This is a genomic window from Telluria sp. BA11, from assembly GCF_056680305.1.
On record NZ_CM155275.1, the window covers coordinates 4,314,024 to 4,328,636 of the forward strand.

At 63.9% G+C, this 14,613-nt stretch carries 12 protein-coding genes; 6 read left to right on the plus strand and 6 right to left on the minus strand.

Annotated features, from left to right (window positions below; genetic code table 11):
- Positions 1-117 precede the first annotated feature (117 nt).
- The 4 genes from fdhD to AC1MGT_RS18995 all read right to left on the minus strand — a co-directional run bounded on the left by fdhD (position 118) and on the right by AC1MGT_RS18995 (position 5,459).
- A complete protein-coding gene (fdhD, locus tag AC1MGT_RS18980) occupies positions 118-975 on the minus strand; it encodes a formate dehydrogenase accessory sulfurtransferase FdhD (protein WP_499454020.1) in 858 nt (285 codons plus the stop codon).
- Positions 972-3,311 carry an FdhF/YdeP family oxidoreductase gene (locus AC1MGT_RS18985; RefSeq protein ID WP_499501576.1) on the minus strand — a complete coding sequence of 780 codons (2,340 nt, stop codon included), beginning with the start codon at positions 3,309-3,311 and terminating at the stop codon, positions 972-974. The genes fdhD and AC1MGT_RS18985 overlap by 4 nt, the downstream gene beginning before the upstream one ends.
- A gap of 215 nt (positions 3,312-3,526) precedes the next feature.
- Positions 3,527-4,795, minus strand: a complete 1,269-nt coding sequence (locus AC1MGT_RS18990; RefSeq protein ID WP_499452917.1) for a nitronate monooxygenase — start codon at positions 4,793-4,795, stop codon at positions 3,527-3,529.
- Between the two features lie 178 nt (positions 4,796-4,973).
- On the minus strand, positions 4,974-5,459 hold the full coding sequence (locus AC1MGT_RS18995) for a YajQ family cyclic di-GMP-binding protein (protein ID WP_183550398.1): 486 nt from the start codon (positions 5,457-5,459) through the stop codon (positions 4,974-4,976).
- Positions 5,460-5,602: 143 nt separating this feature from the next.
- Here AC1MGT_RS18995 and murB point away from each other — a divergent pair, with 143 nt between their 5' ends.
- The 6 genes from murB (at position 5,603) to blaOXA (AC1MGT_RS19025) (ending at position 11,195) form a co-directional block, all read left to right on the plus strand.
- Positions 5,603-6,619: a UDP-N-acetylmuramate dehydrogenase gene (gene murB, locus AC1MGT_RS19000; RefSeq protein ID WP_499501577.1), complete on the plus strand. Its 1,017-nt coding sequence runs from the start codon at positions 5,603-5,605 to the stop codon at positions 6,617-6,619.
- A 10-nt stretch (positions 6,620-6,629) separates the two neighbouring features.
- Positions 6,630-7,337, plus strand: coding sequence for an SDR family oxidoreductase (locus AC1MGT_RS19005; protein ID WP_499501579.1), 708 nt, complete (start codon positions 6,630-6,632; stop codon positions 7,335-7,337).
- 104 nt (positions 7,338-7,441) lie between these two features.
- Positions 7,442-7,825, plus strand: coding sequence for a BlaI/MecI/CopY family transcriptional regulator (locus AC1MGT_RS19010; RefSeq protein WP_258836062.1), 384 nt, complete (start codon positions 7,442-7,444; stop codon positions 7,823-7,825).
- Positions 7,822-9,546 carry a class D beta-lactamase gene (gene blaOXA / locus AC1MGT_RS19015; protein ID WP_499501581.1) on the plus strand — a complete coding sequence of 575 codons (1,725 nt, stop codon included), beginning with the start codon at positions 7,822-7,824 and terminating at the stop codon, positions 9,544-9,546. The genes AC1MGT_RS19010 and blaOXA (AC1MGT_RS19015) overlap by 4 nt, the downstream gene beginning before the upstream one ends.
- Positions 9,547-9,555: 9 nt before the next feature.
- On the plus strand, positions 9,556-10,419 hold the full coding sequence (bla, locus tag AC1MGT_RS19020; RefSeq protein WP_499501582.1) for a subclass B3 metallo-beta-lactamase: 864 nt from the start codon (positions 9,556-9,558) through the stop codon (positions 10,417-10,419).
- Positions 10,419-11,195 carry a class D beta-lactamase gene (gene blaOXA, locus AC1MGT_RS19025; protein WP_499504325.1) on the plus strand — a complete coding sequence of 259 codons (777 nt, stop codon included), beginning with the start codon at positions 10,419-10,421 and terminating at the stop codon, positions 11,193-11,195. The genes bla and blaOXA (AC1MGT_RS19025) overlap by 1 nt, the downstream gene beginning before the upstream one ends.
- Positions 11,196-11,378: 183 nt before the next feature.
- Here blaOXA (AC1MGT_RS19025) and AC1MGT_RS19030 read toward each other — a convergent pair whose 3' ends face one another.
- On the minus strand, positions 11,379-13,019 hold the full coding sequence (locus AC1MGT_RS19030; RefSeq protein WP_499501583.1) for a DUF4832 domain-containing protein: 1,641 nt from the start codon (positions 13,017-13,019) through the stop codon (positions 11,379-11,381).
- Between the two features lie 255 nt (positions 13,020-13,274).
- Positions 13,275-14,507, minus strand: coding sequence for an argininosuccinate synthase (locus AC1MGT_RS19035; RefSeq protein WP_258836058.1), 1,233 nt, complete (start codon positions 14,505-14,507; stop codon positions 13,275-13,277).
- Positions 14,508-14,613: the final 106 nt, after the last annotated feature.

The following is a 14,613-nucleotide window of genomic DNA, read 5'->3' on the forward strand; positions in this document are numbered from 1 at the left end:
CTCGCATCGCGTCGCGTTGGTTGCGCGCATGCTTTCAGCTTATACCCGTTCAACATCGTTGTCGCGCGCCGCGCTTGAGACGTGCGCGGGTGTGCATCAGATCCCTGCGTCAGACGCTCAGGTCAGGCGTTGCGGATGGCTGTAGACGACGTGGCGGCCGGCGCGCACGAAGCCGGCCAGCGTCACGCCGGCAGCATCGGCCAGGCGCACGGCCATGGCCGTCGGCGCCGAAATGGCCGCCAGCACGGCAATGCCGGCGCGCGCGGTCTTTTGCACCATCTCGAAACTGGCGCGGCTGGTCACGACGACGAAGCCGCTGTCAGCTGGTACGCCATCGTGCGCCACCGCGCCGATCAGTTTGTCGAGCGCATTGTGGCGGCCGACGTCTTCGCGCACGGTGCGCAGCACCCCATCGCGGTCGGCCCAGCCCGCCGCGTGGACGGCGCCGGTCGCCAGGTGCAGGTGCTGGCGCGCCGCCATCGCGGCCATCGCGCGGTGCAGTGCATCGGGCGCAAACTGCGCCGTAACGCCATGCGCGCCGCCATCGCGTGCATCGATCAGACCCGTCTCGCGCTCGAACCAGGCCAGGCTGTCCACACCGCACAGGCCGCAGCCGGTCTTGCCAGTGCGCGCACGCCGCGTTTCCTTCAGGCGCGCCATGGCGCCGGGGGCAATCTCCATCGCTAGCGTGATGCCGTGCGGGCCCGTCTCGATGGCAATGTCGCGGATATCTGCCGCCTGGCGCACGATGCGCTCCGACAGCGAAAATCCCAGTGCGAAGTCTTCCAGGTCTTGCGGCGAGGCCAGCATCACGGCGTGGCTGATGCCGTTGTAGACGAGTGCTACCGGCACTTCCTCGGCCAGCACTTCGGCCAGCGCCTCGCTCGCGCCAGCCTGCCAGCAGGCCGCCGGCACGCTGCTGGCAACGGGATAGTCCGGCCCGCCGTCACCGGGAAAGGACGTGCGCGCGTTCATGCCACGCTCGGTGCCGCGCTGGTTGCCGCGCTCGTTGCCACTGAATGACTGCGCTCGAGCAGCACATCGATGGCCTTGGCTGCCGGTACCTTGCTCTCCTTCGCGTGGTGCCACAGCGGAATCAGCGGATTGCATTCCGGGTAATAACCGGCGATGCAGCCGGTCGGCACATCGTAGGGCACGATCTGCAAGCCTTCGACGCGGCGATTCACGCCATCGTCCGCATGCGTGCGCAGCGCCACGACGTCGCCCTTGCCCAGGCCATAGCGTTCCATGTCGGCCGCGTTCATGAACAGCACCATGCGGCTGCCGTGCACGCCGCGGAAGCGGTCGTCGTTGCTGTAGATGGTCGTGTTGAACTGGCCGTCGCTGCGGATCGTAAACAGGCGCAGGATGTCGGGGCCGCCCGGCATGTTCGGGTTGCCTGGCAGTTCTTCGGGCACCGTGAATTCGGCCTTGCCGCTCTCGGTCTTCCAGATGCGCTCGGCAGCGGCCAATGGCTTGCGGTAGCCGCCCGGCGTCCACATGCGCTCGTTCAGATCCTTGAAGATCTCGGGGAAGGTCACGCCCATGGCCTTGCGGATGACCCGATAGTCGGCCACCCAGGCGTCCCAGTTGACATTGGGGTTGGGCGCCAGCGTCGCCTTGGCAATGCCTGCGACGATCGCCGGTTCGGACAGCAGCCCGGGCGCGGCCGGCTCGGTCATCCCGCGCGAGCCGTGCATGTGCGACGTGCTGTCTTCGACCGACACGGACTGGTCACCCGAGCCCTGGCGGTCGATTTCAATACGGCCCAGACACGGCAGGAGGTAGGCCGCCTTGCCGTGGATGACGTGGTTGCGGTTGAGCTTGGTAGCGATCTGCACCGTCAGCGGCAGCTCGCGCCAGGCCGCTTCCATCAGCACCGTTTCCGGCACGGCGCGCAGGAAATTGCCGCCCAGGCCGATGAAGCCCTGCAAGTCGCGCTTGATGATGGCTTCGCAGGCATCGACCGTCGTCAGGCCCATGTCGCGTGGCGGCTCGAAGTTGAATTGTTCCTTGAGCTTGTCGAGCGGCGCCAGTTCGGGTTTTTCGGTGATGCCCACCGTGCGCTGGCCCTGTACGTTCGAGTGGCCGCGTACCGGACAGATGCCGGCGCCCGGCTTGCCAATATTGCCGCGCAGGAGCAGCAGGTTGACCAGCATCGTCACATTCTGCACGCCATTACGGTGCTGCGTCAGGCCCATGCCGTACACGCCCAGCACCGCGCTTGACTTGGCATACACGCTCGCAGCTTCTTCGAGCGCCGCTTGCGACAGGCCCGCTTCGCGCTCGATGGCTTCCCATGAGCAGGCGCGCACGGCCTGCTCGAAGTCGCTGAAGCCGTTGGTGTGTTCCTGGATGAACGCGATGTCGATCACGCGCTGTTCGCCAGCCGCCAGCGCCGCATCGTCGAGGGCAAAGATCGCCTTGCACATGCCCATGATCACGGCTGTGTCGCCACCCGGCTTGACCTGGTGGTACTGGGTCGAGATGGCCGTCTCTTGCCTGGTCAGCATTTCCAGCGGCGACTGTGGATTGGTGAAGCTGACGAGCCCGCGCTCGCGCAGCGGGTTGAAGGTGATGATCGGCACGTCGCGCTTGCGCGCCTCTTGCAGCTGGTGCAGCATGCGCGGGCTGTTCACGCCCACGTTCTGGCCGAAGAACAGAATGCAGTCGGTATCCTCGAAGTCGCTCAGCTTGACCGTGCCTACGCCTACGCCGATCGTTTTTTGCAAGCCGACCGACGTACTTTCGTGGCACATGTTCGAGCTGTCCGGCAGGTTGTTGTTGCCATACATGCGCGCCAGCAGCTGGTACATGTACGACGTTTCCAGCGAGGCGCGGCCCGATGCGTAGAACACGACCTGCTTGGGGTCAAAACCGCGCAGCGCGGCGCCGATCTCGTTGAACGCCACGTCCCAGTCGACCTGCACATATTTGTCGCTGGCGGCGTCGTAGCGCAGCGGCGTGGTCAGGCGGCCGTGGTCTTCCAGTTCATGGTCGCTCCAGCTTTCGAGCTCGGTCAGCGTGTGGCGCTGGAAAAAGTCGGCGCCGATGGACTTGCTCGTGGTTTCCCAGGCGGTGGCCTTGGCGCCGCTGGAACAGAATTCAAAGGGGTGCGGATTGGCCGGCTTGGCCCAGGCGCAGCTGACACAGGCGAAGCCATCTGTCTTGTTTTGCTTGAGCAGCAAGCCCGTGTCTTTGACGACGACGTTCTGGTCGGTCAGGATCGTGCTGACGTCACCGACCGAGCCCCAGCCGCCGGCTGGCATCGTGGCTTTGGTAATGCGGACCTGCTTTTTCTCTTCGCTCATTGCTCACTCCCGCTGATGGAGTGATTACCGTAACGTTCATGCAAGACGGCTTCGGTGCGGCTGCGCACATTCAGCGGCGATCACGGGGCAGGGGCGGGACAAGGCGGTTCATTCAGGCGTAAACGCAAAAACGTCATTCCCGCGGGGGCAGGAATGACGCTTTCATGGCCACCGTACGGCGCGGCAACAGCGAAAGTAGGGCTTACACCGCGCGATTACGCCGCAACGATCTCCTGCTTTTCCGGCAGGGCGATCTCGTTGTTGACGCTGAACTGGTAATCCTTGAACACGTGCTCGGCGCTCAGGATCTGGTAGTTGCCATCGGCCAGCAGATGTGACGTGTCCTTCAGGCGGTACGTGTAATGACCGCACGTCCAGCAATTGAAGTTGCGCATATGCGTGCACAGGCAGGTCTTGTCCATCACCGTGACTTTTTTCAGTTCCGGATGCGCCTGCACCTCGCGGTTGTAGGCATTGATGTACGAGCAATTGCCGGTCGCATCGAGCAGATAACCATACGATTCGCAGCCCGGGCGAATGCCCGAGCCAATCGCCGGCGTATTCTTGAGCATGCGCATCGGATAGCCGGTCGGCGAGATGCCGTTGACTTCGATGTCTTCTTCGCTGGCGCGGAAGTATTCCTGCTTGACGTCGTCCGGCAGGCCGCATTCGGTGGTCACAGTAAAGCGCGTGGCGACCTGAACGGCGCCCGCGCCTTTTTCGAGGAAGCTGACGGCATCCGAACCGGTGAACACGCCACCGGCGGCAATCACCGGGATGCCCAGCTGCTCGGCCTTCACGAACGCATGGATTTCGTCCATGATCGTGTGCAGGTCGTATTGCTTCCAGTCATCCATGCCGAAGCCCAGGTGGCCGCCAGCCAGGGGGCCTTCGACGATGATGAAGTCGGGCTTGCGGTCCAGGCGCGAGACTTTACGCAGGAACAGTTGCAGCGCGCGCACGGACGAGACGATGATGCCCAGGTGCGCATCGCGGAAACGCGGGTGGTCCTTGATCAGCTCGAACGAACCCAGGTGCAGGCCGGCCGACAGCGTGATGCCGTCGATGCCGCCGTCCAGGGCCGACGCCAGGCGCACGCGCAGCGTTTCCTTCGGCGCGTTCATGGTCAGCTTTTCCATGCAGTTTACGTAGATCAGGCCATCGCCTTTCTTCGCTTCCATGGTGGAGCTGACATGACGGCGCGTGGCCTCGGCCAGGTGATCCAGATCGAACTGGACCACGGCCTTGTTCATGTTGTTGATGTTGAACTTGTAGGTCTTGGTTTTTTCCTTGACGTACGTGGTGTCGAACTTGCGGTCGGACACGTCTTGCGACATTGCATCGGAGATATGGCCGATCCCGCCCAGGCGGGCTGCTTCCAGCGCCAGCTCGGACGTCGAAATGTCCACACCCATTCCGCCGATCATGATGGGCACGTATTCCTTGTTGCCCATGCGCAGGCGGAAATCATCAACACGTTTCATTGCTATCCTTAGACTACCTAATCTGCCCGGAGTGGCTGCGGTGTGCGAGAGTCGACCCTGGGTCGACACACGGCGCCATTTTACTCCAAGCGTTACAAGGCTTCAGCGGACACATTGTCCACGTAGCGCCCCGTGCCAGCGCCGGTCAAGCCGGCCCGTTGCAACGCGCTGATACCGATCAGTCGCGGAAGTTGTTGAAGGCCAGCGGCAGGTCTTGCACGTCCTTGCGCAGCATGGCCATGGCCGTCTGCAGGTCGTCGCGCTTGGCGCCGGTGATGCGCACCGATTCGCCCTGGATGCTCGCCTGCACCTTCATTTTGCTTTCCTTGACCAGCTTGGTGATCTTTTTTGCGTCGTCGGTTTCGATACCGTTGCGCACCTTGATCACCAGCTTGACCTTGTCGCCGCCGATTTTCTCGACCTTGCCTTCGTCCAGAAAACGCACGTCAACCTTACGCTTGGCCATCTTGTTGATCAGGACGTCCTTGACCTGGGTCAGCTGGAAATCGGAATCGGCAAACAGCGTCAGTTCCTTGTCTTTTTGCTCGACATTGGCCGAGCTGCCCTTGAAATCGAAACGGGTCGTGATTTCTTTGTTCGATTGTTCAACCGCGTTCTTTACTTCGACCATGTCTGCTTCGCAGACGACATCAAATGATGGCATGGGGTGTCCTTTTTTTGTCTTGCATGTAGATGAATCCCTCTATTTTAGCGGACGGCGGCCCGAATCGCGACCGTTTCACCCGTGTGGAAAGCCGGCAATGCACGAACCACTATAATGAAACGACACTTTTACGCCGTTACATCATGCCTCTCATTCACGACCAGCCGCTCGACACGTTCAATACCTTCCGCATTCCCGCCCGCGCGCGCCACTATCTGCGCGTGGATGGCGCCGAGCAACTGGCCGCGGTGCGTGCCGATCCGGCGCTGGCTGCCTTGCCGCGCCTGGTACTTGGCGGCGGCAGCAATCTGCTGTTTACGCGCGACGTCGAGGGCCTGGTGCTGCACATGACGGGGCAGGGCCGCGAGGTGCTGGGCGACGAGGCCGGCAAGATCCTCGTGCGCGCCCAGGCCGGCGAAAACTGGCACGGCTTCGTGCGCTTCACGCTCGAGCAGGGGATCGGCGGGCTGGAAAACCTGTCGCTGATACCCGGCACCGTGGGCGCGGCGCCTATCCAGAATGTGGGGGCGTATGGCGTCGAAACCAAGGACGTATTCCATAGCCTTACTGCCTACGACATGGCCAGCGGCGCCACGCGCACGCTGGACGCGGCCGCCTGCCGCTTCGGCTACCGCGACAGCATCTTCAAGCATCCCGATGGCGCCAATCTCGTCGTGCTGGACGTGACCTTTGCGCTGCCGCGCGCGTGGGGGCCGAACCTGCGCTACGCCGAACTGGGCAATGCGGTGCAGGAAGCTGGACTAACGGCGCCCACGCCGAACGATATTGGCCTGATGGTCGAAGCGATCCGGCGCCGCAAGCTGCCCGATCCGCGCGAGATCGGCAATGCCGGCAGCTTCTTCAAGAACCCGGTGGTGTCAAACGCGGAATGCACGCGCCTGCTCGCGCAGTTCCCGACCCTGGTGCATCACGCTCAGCCAGACGGCACGTTCAAGCTGGCCGCGGGCTGGCTGATCGACCAGTGCGGCTGGAAAGGCCGCCACCTGGGCGCGGCCGGCGTGTACCACAAGCAGGCGCTGGTGCTGGTCAACCTGGGCGGGGCCACGGGACAGGAAGTCGTCCAGCTGGCTGCCGCCATCCAGGCCGATGTCGCGGCGCGCTATGGCGTGATGCTCGAACCCGAACCCGTCTTCATCTAGGAGCCTCCCTATGAACAAAGTCATCGTCACCGGCCACACCCGTGGCCTCGGGGCCGCCATCGCGGCCGAATTAAAGGCGCGCGGCCTGGCCGTGCTGGGCCTGGCGCGCGGACGTTCCGCGCTGGCCGGCATCGAACAGGCTGAAGTCGACATGGCCGATCCGGCCGCGTTACAGGCCTGGCTCGCCGGCCCGGCGCTGCGCGATTTTCTCGCGGGCGCCGACGCCGTGTACCTCGTCAACAATGCCGGCGTCGTCACGCCAGTGGGCCCGCTTGCCGCGCAGGCGCCGGCGGCCGTGCTGCAGGCGGTGATGCTCAACGTTGGCGCGCCGCTGGCGCTGGCCGCCGCGTTCGTGCAGGCCGCGCCCGAGGCGACGCGGCGCATCCTGCACATTTCCAGCGGGGCAGGGCGCAATGCCTATCCTGGCTGGGCCGTGTACTGCGCGACGAAGGCGGCGCTCGACCAGCATGCGCGCGCTGTCCAGCTTGATGGCGATTCGCGCGTGCTTGCAGTCAGCCTGGCGCCGGGCGTCATCGATACCGACATGCAGGCGGCGATCCGCGCGACACCGGACGCCAACTTCCCGCTGCGCGAGCGCTTCGTCGAGCTGAAGGACACGGGCGGCTTGACCTCACCCGAGGATTGCGCGCGCAACCTGGCCGATTATCTGCTCGCGACTGGCTTTGGCAGCGAAGCGGTCGACGATCTGCGCAACTGACGGTCGTCGCAAGTTCTTGTTGACGCGATTGCGACACTTGTCGCATAATTGTGGCAAGAGTCACAACAAGTGTCACATTAATCGTCACGTCAAGGACTGTTGCCATGGCCGTACCCTCGATTTCCGAACTGAGCCTCCTCAAGGCGTTATGGCGCCAGCAGCCGCTCAGCGCGCGTGAAATCCACGACGCCGTCGAGGCCGAACTGGGCTGGTCGTATTCCTCCACCCGCAAGACGCTCGAACGCATGCTCGACAAAGGCATGGTGCGTCAGGAATTGCGCCATGGGGTGCAGGTGTATGCCGCAGTCAGCGACAAGGTCGATACGCTGGCCGCGTTCGCCCATGACTTTGGCAAGCGCGTGATGGAGATCGACACGCCGCTGCCGGTCAATATGTTCACCGGCAGCAAATTGGTGGACGACGATGAGCTCGCGCGTCTGGAGCAACTGCTTAACGACTGGCCAGTCGACAAGGACGCGGCGCCATGACTGCGCTCGACGCGGCGCTCATCCGCTTGCTGTTCGCCAGCATCGGCTGCCTGGCCGCTGGCCTGGCCGTGTGGGGCGTGCTGGCGCTGGCGCGGCGGTACCTGCCGGCGCTTGGCATGCAGCGCACCCCGTGGATGCTGGGGCAGGTCGCGCTTGCGGCCACCTTCATCATCCTGATGCTGCCGCAGGCGCAGCAGCTTCACATGCTGCCCGTGTTCAATGTCGATCTGTCGCCCATGACGGCCGGCACAGTCCCCAGGCCCGTTCAGGCGGCCGGTGCTGCCAGCACGTTTGCCCAATCCCGCTCGTGGCTGAGCTGGACCGCGTGGGCATGGGCGCTGGCTTATACGGGCGGTTTGCTGTGGATGCTTGCGCGCCTGGTCCATGGCCAGCGCGCGCTGGCGCGGCTGCTGCGTGCCGGTGCGCGAACGCCGTCGGACGGGTCGCTGCCTCTCATGATCGAAGTCGATGCCCCCATTTCCCCGATGCTGGTCGGTCCGGTCCGACCGCGCTTGCTGTTGCCGCTGGCCCTGCGAACGATCGATCCACTGCAGCGCGAGCTGATCGTCGCCCACGAACTGACGCACTGGCGCCGGGGCGATCTGTGGTGGCTCGCCGCCTGCGCGCTGCTCCAGGCACTGTGCTGGTTCAATCCGGCGATGCGCCTGCTGCGCGCGCGCCTCGTCTGGGCCCAGGAACTGGGCTGCGACCGCGACGTGCTGCGCGGCCGGTCGCAGGTCCAGCGCAAGGCGTACGCTGCCGCGCTGGTGGCGCAGCTGCGCTTCCAGTACCAGGCCGCGCCAGCCAATGCGCTGGCCTTCGGTGGCGTCGCGCCGGACACGCTGGCCGCGCGTGTCGCGCTGATCCGCTCACCGGGCCTCGCCCGTCATGCAGGCCGTGCCCGCTGCGCCGGCCTGACGGCACTGGCGCTGGTGTTCGGCGCCAACCTCGCGCTGCAGCCGGCATTGGCCTGGGACGCTGCGCCAGAAACGCTCGACTGCACGCTGATGCTCGATGCTGCCACGGGGGCGGTGCTGGTCGAGGAAGGGCGCTGCGATGTACGCACCACGCCGGCGTCGATCTTCAATATCGCCGTGAGCCTGATGGGATTCGACGCCGGCATCCTGCAGGATACCCGCACACCGGCGCTGCCGTTCAAGGCGGGCTACATCGACTGGCAGCCAGCGTGGCGCGCCACCACCGATCCGGCGAGCTGGATCCGCAATTCGACCGTCTGGTACGCGCAGCAGGTCACTAGCCGGCTGGGCGAAGGCCGCGTACAGGATTACGTGGATCGCTTCGACTACGGCAACCAGGACCTTACCGGCGGCGTCGACAGGGCCTGGATCTCGTCGTCGCTGCAGGTCTCGCCGCGTGAACAAGCCGCTTTTCTGCGCAAGGTCGCCAACCGCGAACTTCTCGTCAGCGCGCACGCCTTCGACATGACGGCGCAGCTGCTGCGCTTGCCCACGTCGGCCAATGGCTGGCAGGTGTACGGCAAGACCGGCACTGCCACGGACAGCGCGCGCGATGGGGCCGGGGCCACGGGCCGCGCGCTCGGCTGGTTCGTCGGCTGGGCCACGAAGGATGGGCGCACCGTCGTTTTCACGCGGCAGATGCTTGGCCCGCGCCACCCGGACCGCGCGGCCGGGCCGCTCCTGAAAGAACACTTCCTGCGCGCGCTGCCGGGAAGGCTCGCAACGCTTTCACCGTCCACATAAGGAATCGTCATGATGAAACACACAAGCCTGGCACTCGCCGCGGCTGGCCTCGCCGCGTGCCTGCAGCCTGCTGCAGCCAACGACTGGAACACGCCGCAGGAACCGTTTGCCCTGTACGGCAACACCTTCTATGTCGGCACGCATGGGCTGTCGGCGGTCCTGATCACGTCGAACGAGGGACATATCCTCATTGACGGGGGCAGCGACAAGTCGGCGCCCCAGATCGTCCGTAACGTTCGCCAGCTCGGCTTCAAGGTCGAAGACATCCGCTTCATCCTGAATTCGCACGCGCATTTCGACCATGCGGGCGGCATCGCAGAACTGCAGCGCCTGTCGGGCGCCGAGGTCCTGGCCGGCAGCGCCACCGTGCCCGTACTGCGCAGCGGCCAGGCCAGCAAGGGCGACCCGCAGTACACCGACCTGACACCCATGGCGCCGATCGGGCGCGTGCGGGGCGTGGCCGACGGCGACGTGGTCAAGCTCGGCCCGCTGGCAGTGACGATGCACGCGACACCCGGCCACACGCAGGGCGGCGCGAGCTGGACCTGGAACGCCATCGAAGGCGGCCGGACGGCGCACATGGTGTACGCCGACAGCCTGAACGCCATCGCGGCGGGGCCATTTCGCTACCGTGGGCACCCGGCCTATCCGACGGCGCGCGCGGACCTCGAGCGCTCGATCGCGACGGTGGCCGGCCTGCCGTGCGACGTGCTGGTATCGGCGCATCCGGAAGGCAGCGATCTGTGGCAGCGCTACGCCCGCCGCGCTGCGCGGGGCAACGCCGCCTTCATCGACACCACCGCCTGCCGCACGTATGCCGACAAGGCTAGAGCGCGTCTGGCCACCCGACTGACCAAGGAAACAGCCCAGTGATCAAGCATGTTCTTGCACTCGCCCTGATGGCGTTCGGCGCCGTCGCCCAGGCCACCGAATGGCGCGACAGCCCGGCCATCACGCAGCTGTTCAAGAAAGAGGGCGTGACGGGCACGTTCGTCGTGCACGACGTGGCCCAGGACACCGACACGGGCCACGACCGCCAGCGCGCCGCCAAACGGTTCATCCCGGCGTCGACCTTCAAACTCCCGAACTCGCTGATCGCACTGAGTACCGGCGCCGTCGCCTCGGTCGATGAGATCGTGCCGTACGGCGGCAAGCCAGTCGCCCGCCCCGAATGGGCCAGAGACATGGGGCTGCGCGAAGCGATCAAGATCTCGAACGTGCCCGTCTACCAGGAAATGGCACGGCGCATCGGACTGGAACGCATGCGCGGCGCGCTCGTGCGCATGAATTACGGGAACATGGACACCGGCACGGTGGTGGACCGCTTCTGGCTCGATGGCCCGCTCGAAATCAGCGCGCTCGAGCAGACCGTGTTCCTGGCCCGGCTGGCGCAGGGCCAGTTGCCGTTCGAGAACGTGCACATGGACGCGGTGCGCGCGATTGCGCGCCAGGATGGTCCGGCCGAACTGTATGCGAAAACCGGCTGGGGCAAGCGACCCGGCCAGCCCGATATCGGCTGGTGGGTCGGCTGGATCAAGAAGGACGGCAAGCTCTACACGTTCGCGCTGAACATCGACATCCCGGACGGGGCGCCCGACAAACGCGTGGTGCTGGCGAAAGCGGCGCTGCAGTCAATGGAGCTGTTATAGCACCACGTCCGGCTGAAGAAAAGCGGGGGTCAGGTCTGACATTCGGACACGATCTCGACAGTCGAGTAGTCGGGACGAGCTAGCACAGCGCCATGCTAATCCTGAGAACGACACCATTGGAAGTGGTTAATGCTGAGGTCGTGTCCGAATGTCAGACCTGACCCCGGCTGTTCTTTGTGATGCCTATTTCACCGTGACAATCGTGCCAGTGCTGAAAGCACCGAGCGCAGCATCCCATGCCTGCCGGTTGCCGGCATTGTCTGCGTTGGCCGGTCGTACTGCGAACCGTGGATCGCCGTTGACCTGCGCTGCGCCATCCGGAAGGGCAAGGTAGATATCGTATTCACCGGGCTGGGCTGTCGAGGGGATGCCAACCGACGTATCGTGAGCGAAGGTATTGCCGGCAGTCCAAGTCCTTGGATCGACTGAGGTCACGAGCTTGAGGACATTGCCGCTGACGCGATGCTTCAGGAAGACACTGAGCTGTCGAGGTTTGTACGGCCGCGCCCAGCCGACGTTGCGCACAGCGATGCGAATCGGCCATGCTGCGCCGGCCGCTGCAGTAGCGGCGTGCTCGGTGGAGAGGAACTCCAGCCGGTAGCCCATCGAGCGCTGTACTTCGGCGTAGCAACCATCCTTTTTCCAGCGGCTATGGAACGCTTCGGTGTAGTACTCACTGTTCAAGTACGTCAGCGAAAACTGTTTTCCTTCGCCCAGGATTGCCGCGCAGCTGGTGCGGGGCTGTGCGCCATCCTCATCTGCCGGATTGCAGGTTTCGCCACCGAACGGGGTCACCTTGGACAGGGCCATCGTGTAGTTGCGCTGCTCGGTCCTCGTGCTGGCGTTGTCGCTATAGGTGCCGACGTCGGTCGCACTTGCCAGGAAGCAGTCGTTGTGCACGCCGGAGCGCGATGCCGCAGATCCATTCAATGCACTCGATTCACCGGGCGCGCTGGCAAACCATGCCATCAAATGGGGCGGATAGCGGAACTGGACGAACTGGTCCTTTGGCATGGCATCAAGAAGGGCGTCCCGGATGGCCGTGCGGTTGGTACTGCTGGCCAGGCCATTGGACGATGTATGCCACTCGCCCCAGGCCCCGATGAAGCCGGCCTGCAGGTAGGCAATGACATCGGTGTTTTCCTGCAAAACCGGCTTGAGCTGGGCAATATGCGCCAGCACTCGGCTCAGCGATGCATCGGTGACATCCCGGTACTCGGTTTCGCTGGCCGGATAGTTGTAGACGAATCGCGGAATAACCTTTACGCCCGATTGCCGCGCGTTTGAAAATGCCGTGCGCAGCCGGGACAACAAACTGGCTGGCAGTGCGCTGCTCTTGTAACCGTCGAGTCGGACCATGGAGTAGACAATCCGGATTCCATTCTTGTACGCATCAGCACCGTCGCTCTTGCTGAACTGATCCAGATCGGTCCATGCCCAGCGATAGAAGCCTCGCTCGGGGTTGGCGATCTCGGCATCGGTGCCGCTGAATTGTGTGAAGACGACTGGTGCGGCGACGGGGGCGAGCGCCGGCGTCGGGGTCGGCGTTGGGACGGGTGCTGCGACCGACGTCGGCGTCGGCACTGGTGCCGGGACAGGTGTCGAAACCGGCGCTGGATCAGGTGTTGGGTTTGGCGCCCGATTTGGCACCGGATCCGGTGCCGGAATCAAGACCGGAGCCGGAGAAGAAACAGAACCGCTGGCGCTCTCGCCAACTTGCTTGCTTTCCTCAGTGCCACCGCCGCAGCCGCTCAGAAGCACAGTGCTGGCGCAGAGCGCAATCGACACCGTGAGGTTCGAGAATGACAGGTTATTCAATGCCATATGTAAATTTTTCTGTAGAACAGTGGTGAGGGGAGATGCGCCGATGAAGGGAAAGCGTCAGAGCACAGAATCTATTTAATTGCCTATTTGCAACAATATGGAGCGTCGGTACTATGCACGTAACCAGTAATTTAATCAAGAATGAAACGCAGGGTAGTTCGGGCAGAACGAAGCAATGGTCGAACCCAGATGCCATTCCCGATACCCCCAAACAAAAAAGCCGCCCTCAGGCGGCTTTCTCATCCACGAACCGGCTTACTGCCCGCGCTTGGCGCGTGCCTTCGCCGCAATCCGCATGCGCAGCGCATTGAGCTTGATGAAGCCGCCAGCGTCAGCCTGATTGTACGCGCCACCATCTTCATCGAACGTGGCGATGTTCATGTCGAACAGCGAATCGGTCTTCGAATCGCGCGACACGACGATCACATTGCCCTTGTACAGCTTGATACGCACCCAGCCGTTCACGGTGGCTTGCGTGTGGTCGATCAGCGTCTGCAGTGCAACGCGTTCCGGCGCCCACCAGTAGCCGTTATAGATCAGCGACGCGTAGCGTGGCATCAGGTCGTCCTTCAGGTGCGCCACTTCGCGGTCGAGCGTGATCGATTCGATGGCGCGGTGCGCGCGCAGCATGATCGTGCCCCCCGGAGTTTCGTAGCAGCCGCGCGACTTCATGCCGACGTAGCGGTTTTCCACCAGGTCCAGGCGGCCGATGCCGTGCTTGCCACCCAGGCGGTTCAGCTCGGTCAGGACGGCGGCTGGTGACAGGCGCTTGCCGTTCAGGCCGACGATGTCGCCGCGCTCGAATTCGACGTCCAGGTATTCCGCTTCGTCCGGCGCCGCTTCTGGCGAGACGGTCCAGCGCCACATCGATTCCTCGGCTTCGGCGCTCGGGTTTTCCAGGTGACGGCCTTCAAAGCTGATGTGCAGCAGGTTGGCGTCCATCGAGTACGGCGCGCCGCCGTTCTTGTGCTTCATGTCCACCGCGATGCCCGCGTCTTCTGCGTACTTCAGCAGTTTTTCGCGCGACAGCAGGTCCCATTCACGCCATGGCGCGATGATCTTGACGTCTGGCTTGAGTGCATACGCGCCCAGCTCGAAACGCACCTGGTCGTTGCCCTTGCCGGTCGCGCCGTGCGAGACGGCATCGGCGCCGGTTTCGTTGGCGATCTCGATCAGGCGCTTGGCGATCAGCGGACGCGCGATCGACGTGCCCAGCAGGTATTCGCCTTCGTACACGGTGTTCGCGCGGAACATCGGATACACGAAGTCGCGCACGAATTCTTCGCGCACGTCGTCGATGTAGATGTTCTCTGGCTTGATGCCGAATTTGATGGCCTTGGCGCGTGCCGGTTCCAGTTCTTCACCCTGGCCGAGGTCGGCGGTGAAGGTGACGATTTCGCAGCCGTAATTGTCTTGCAGCCATTTCAGGATGACGGAGGTGTCGAGGCCGCCAGAATAGGCCAGTACTACTTTCTTGATGTCGCTCATGGGATGTTCCAGTGATGGAGGGAGGGTAGAGGAGTAATGGTCAGCTGGCTCGCAAATCCAGCCCGGCAAGCGCCGGGATGGACGGCCAACGATCAAGCTTCAGGGG

Excerpts from the sequence above, each read along its gene's own strand:
- fdhD (WP_499454020.1), bottom strand. The coding sequence starts at position 975 with ATGAACGCGCGCACGTCCTTTCCCGGTGACGGCGGGCCGGACTATCCC.
- AC1MGT_RS18985 (WP_499501576.1), bottom strand. The coding sequence starts at position 3,311 with ATGAGCGAAGAGAAAAAGCAGGTCCGCATTACCAAAGCCACGATGCCA.
- AC1MGT_RS18990 (WP_499452917.1), bottom strand. The coding sequence starts at position 4,795 with ATGAAACGTGTTGATGATTTCCGCCTGCGCATGGGCAACAAGGAATAC.
- AC1MGT_RS18995 (WP_183550398.1), bottom strand. The coding sequence starts at position 5,459 with ATGCCATCATTTGATGTCGTCTGCGAAGCAGACATGGTCGAAGTAAAG.
- murB (WP_499501577.1), top strand. The coding sequence starts at position 5,603 with ATGCCTCTCATTCACGACCAGCCGCTCGACACGTTCAATACCTTCCGC.
- AC1MGT_RS19005 (WP_499501579.1), top strand. The coding sequence starts at position 6,630 with ATGAACAAAGTCATCGTCACCGGCCACACCCGTGGCCTCGGGGCCGCC.
- AC1MGT_RS19010 (WP_258836062.1), top strand. The coding sequence starts at position 7,442 with ATGGCCGTACCCTCGATTTCCGAACTGAGCCTCCTCAAGGCGTTATGG.
- blaOXA (WP_499501581.1), top strand. The coding sequence starts at position 7,822 with ATGACTGCGCTCGACGCGGCGCTCATCCGCTTGCTGTTCGCCAGCATC.
- bla (WP_499501582.1), top strand. The coding sequence starts at position 9,556 with ATGATGAAACACACAAGCCTGGCACTCGCCGCGGCTGGCCTCGCCGCG.
- AC1MGT_RS19030 (WP_499501583.1), bottom strand. The coding sequence starts at position 13,019 with ATGGCATTGAATAACCTGTCATTCTCGAACCTCACGGTGTCGATTGCG.
- AC1MGT_RS19035 (WP_258836058.1), bottom strand. The coding sequence starts at position 14,507 with ATGAGCGACATCAAGAAAGTAGTACTGGCCTATTCTGGCGGCCTCGAC.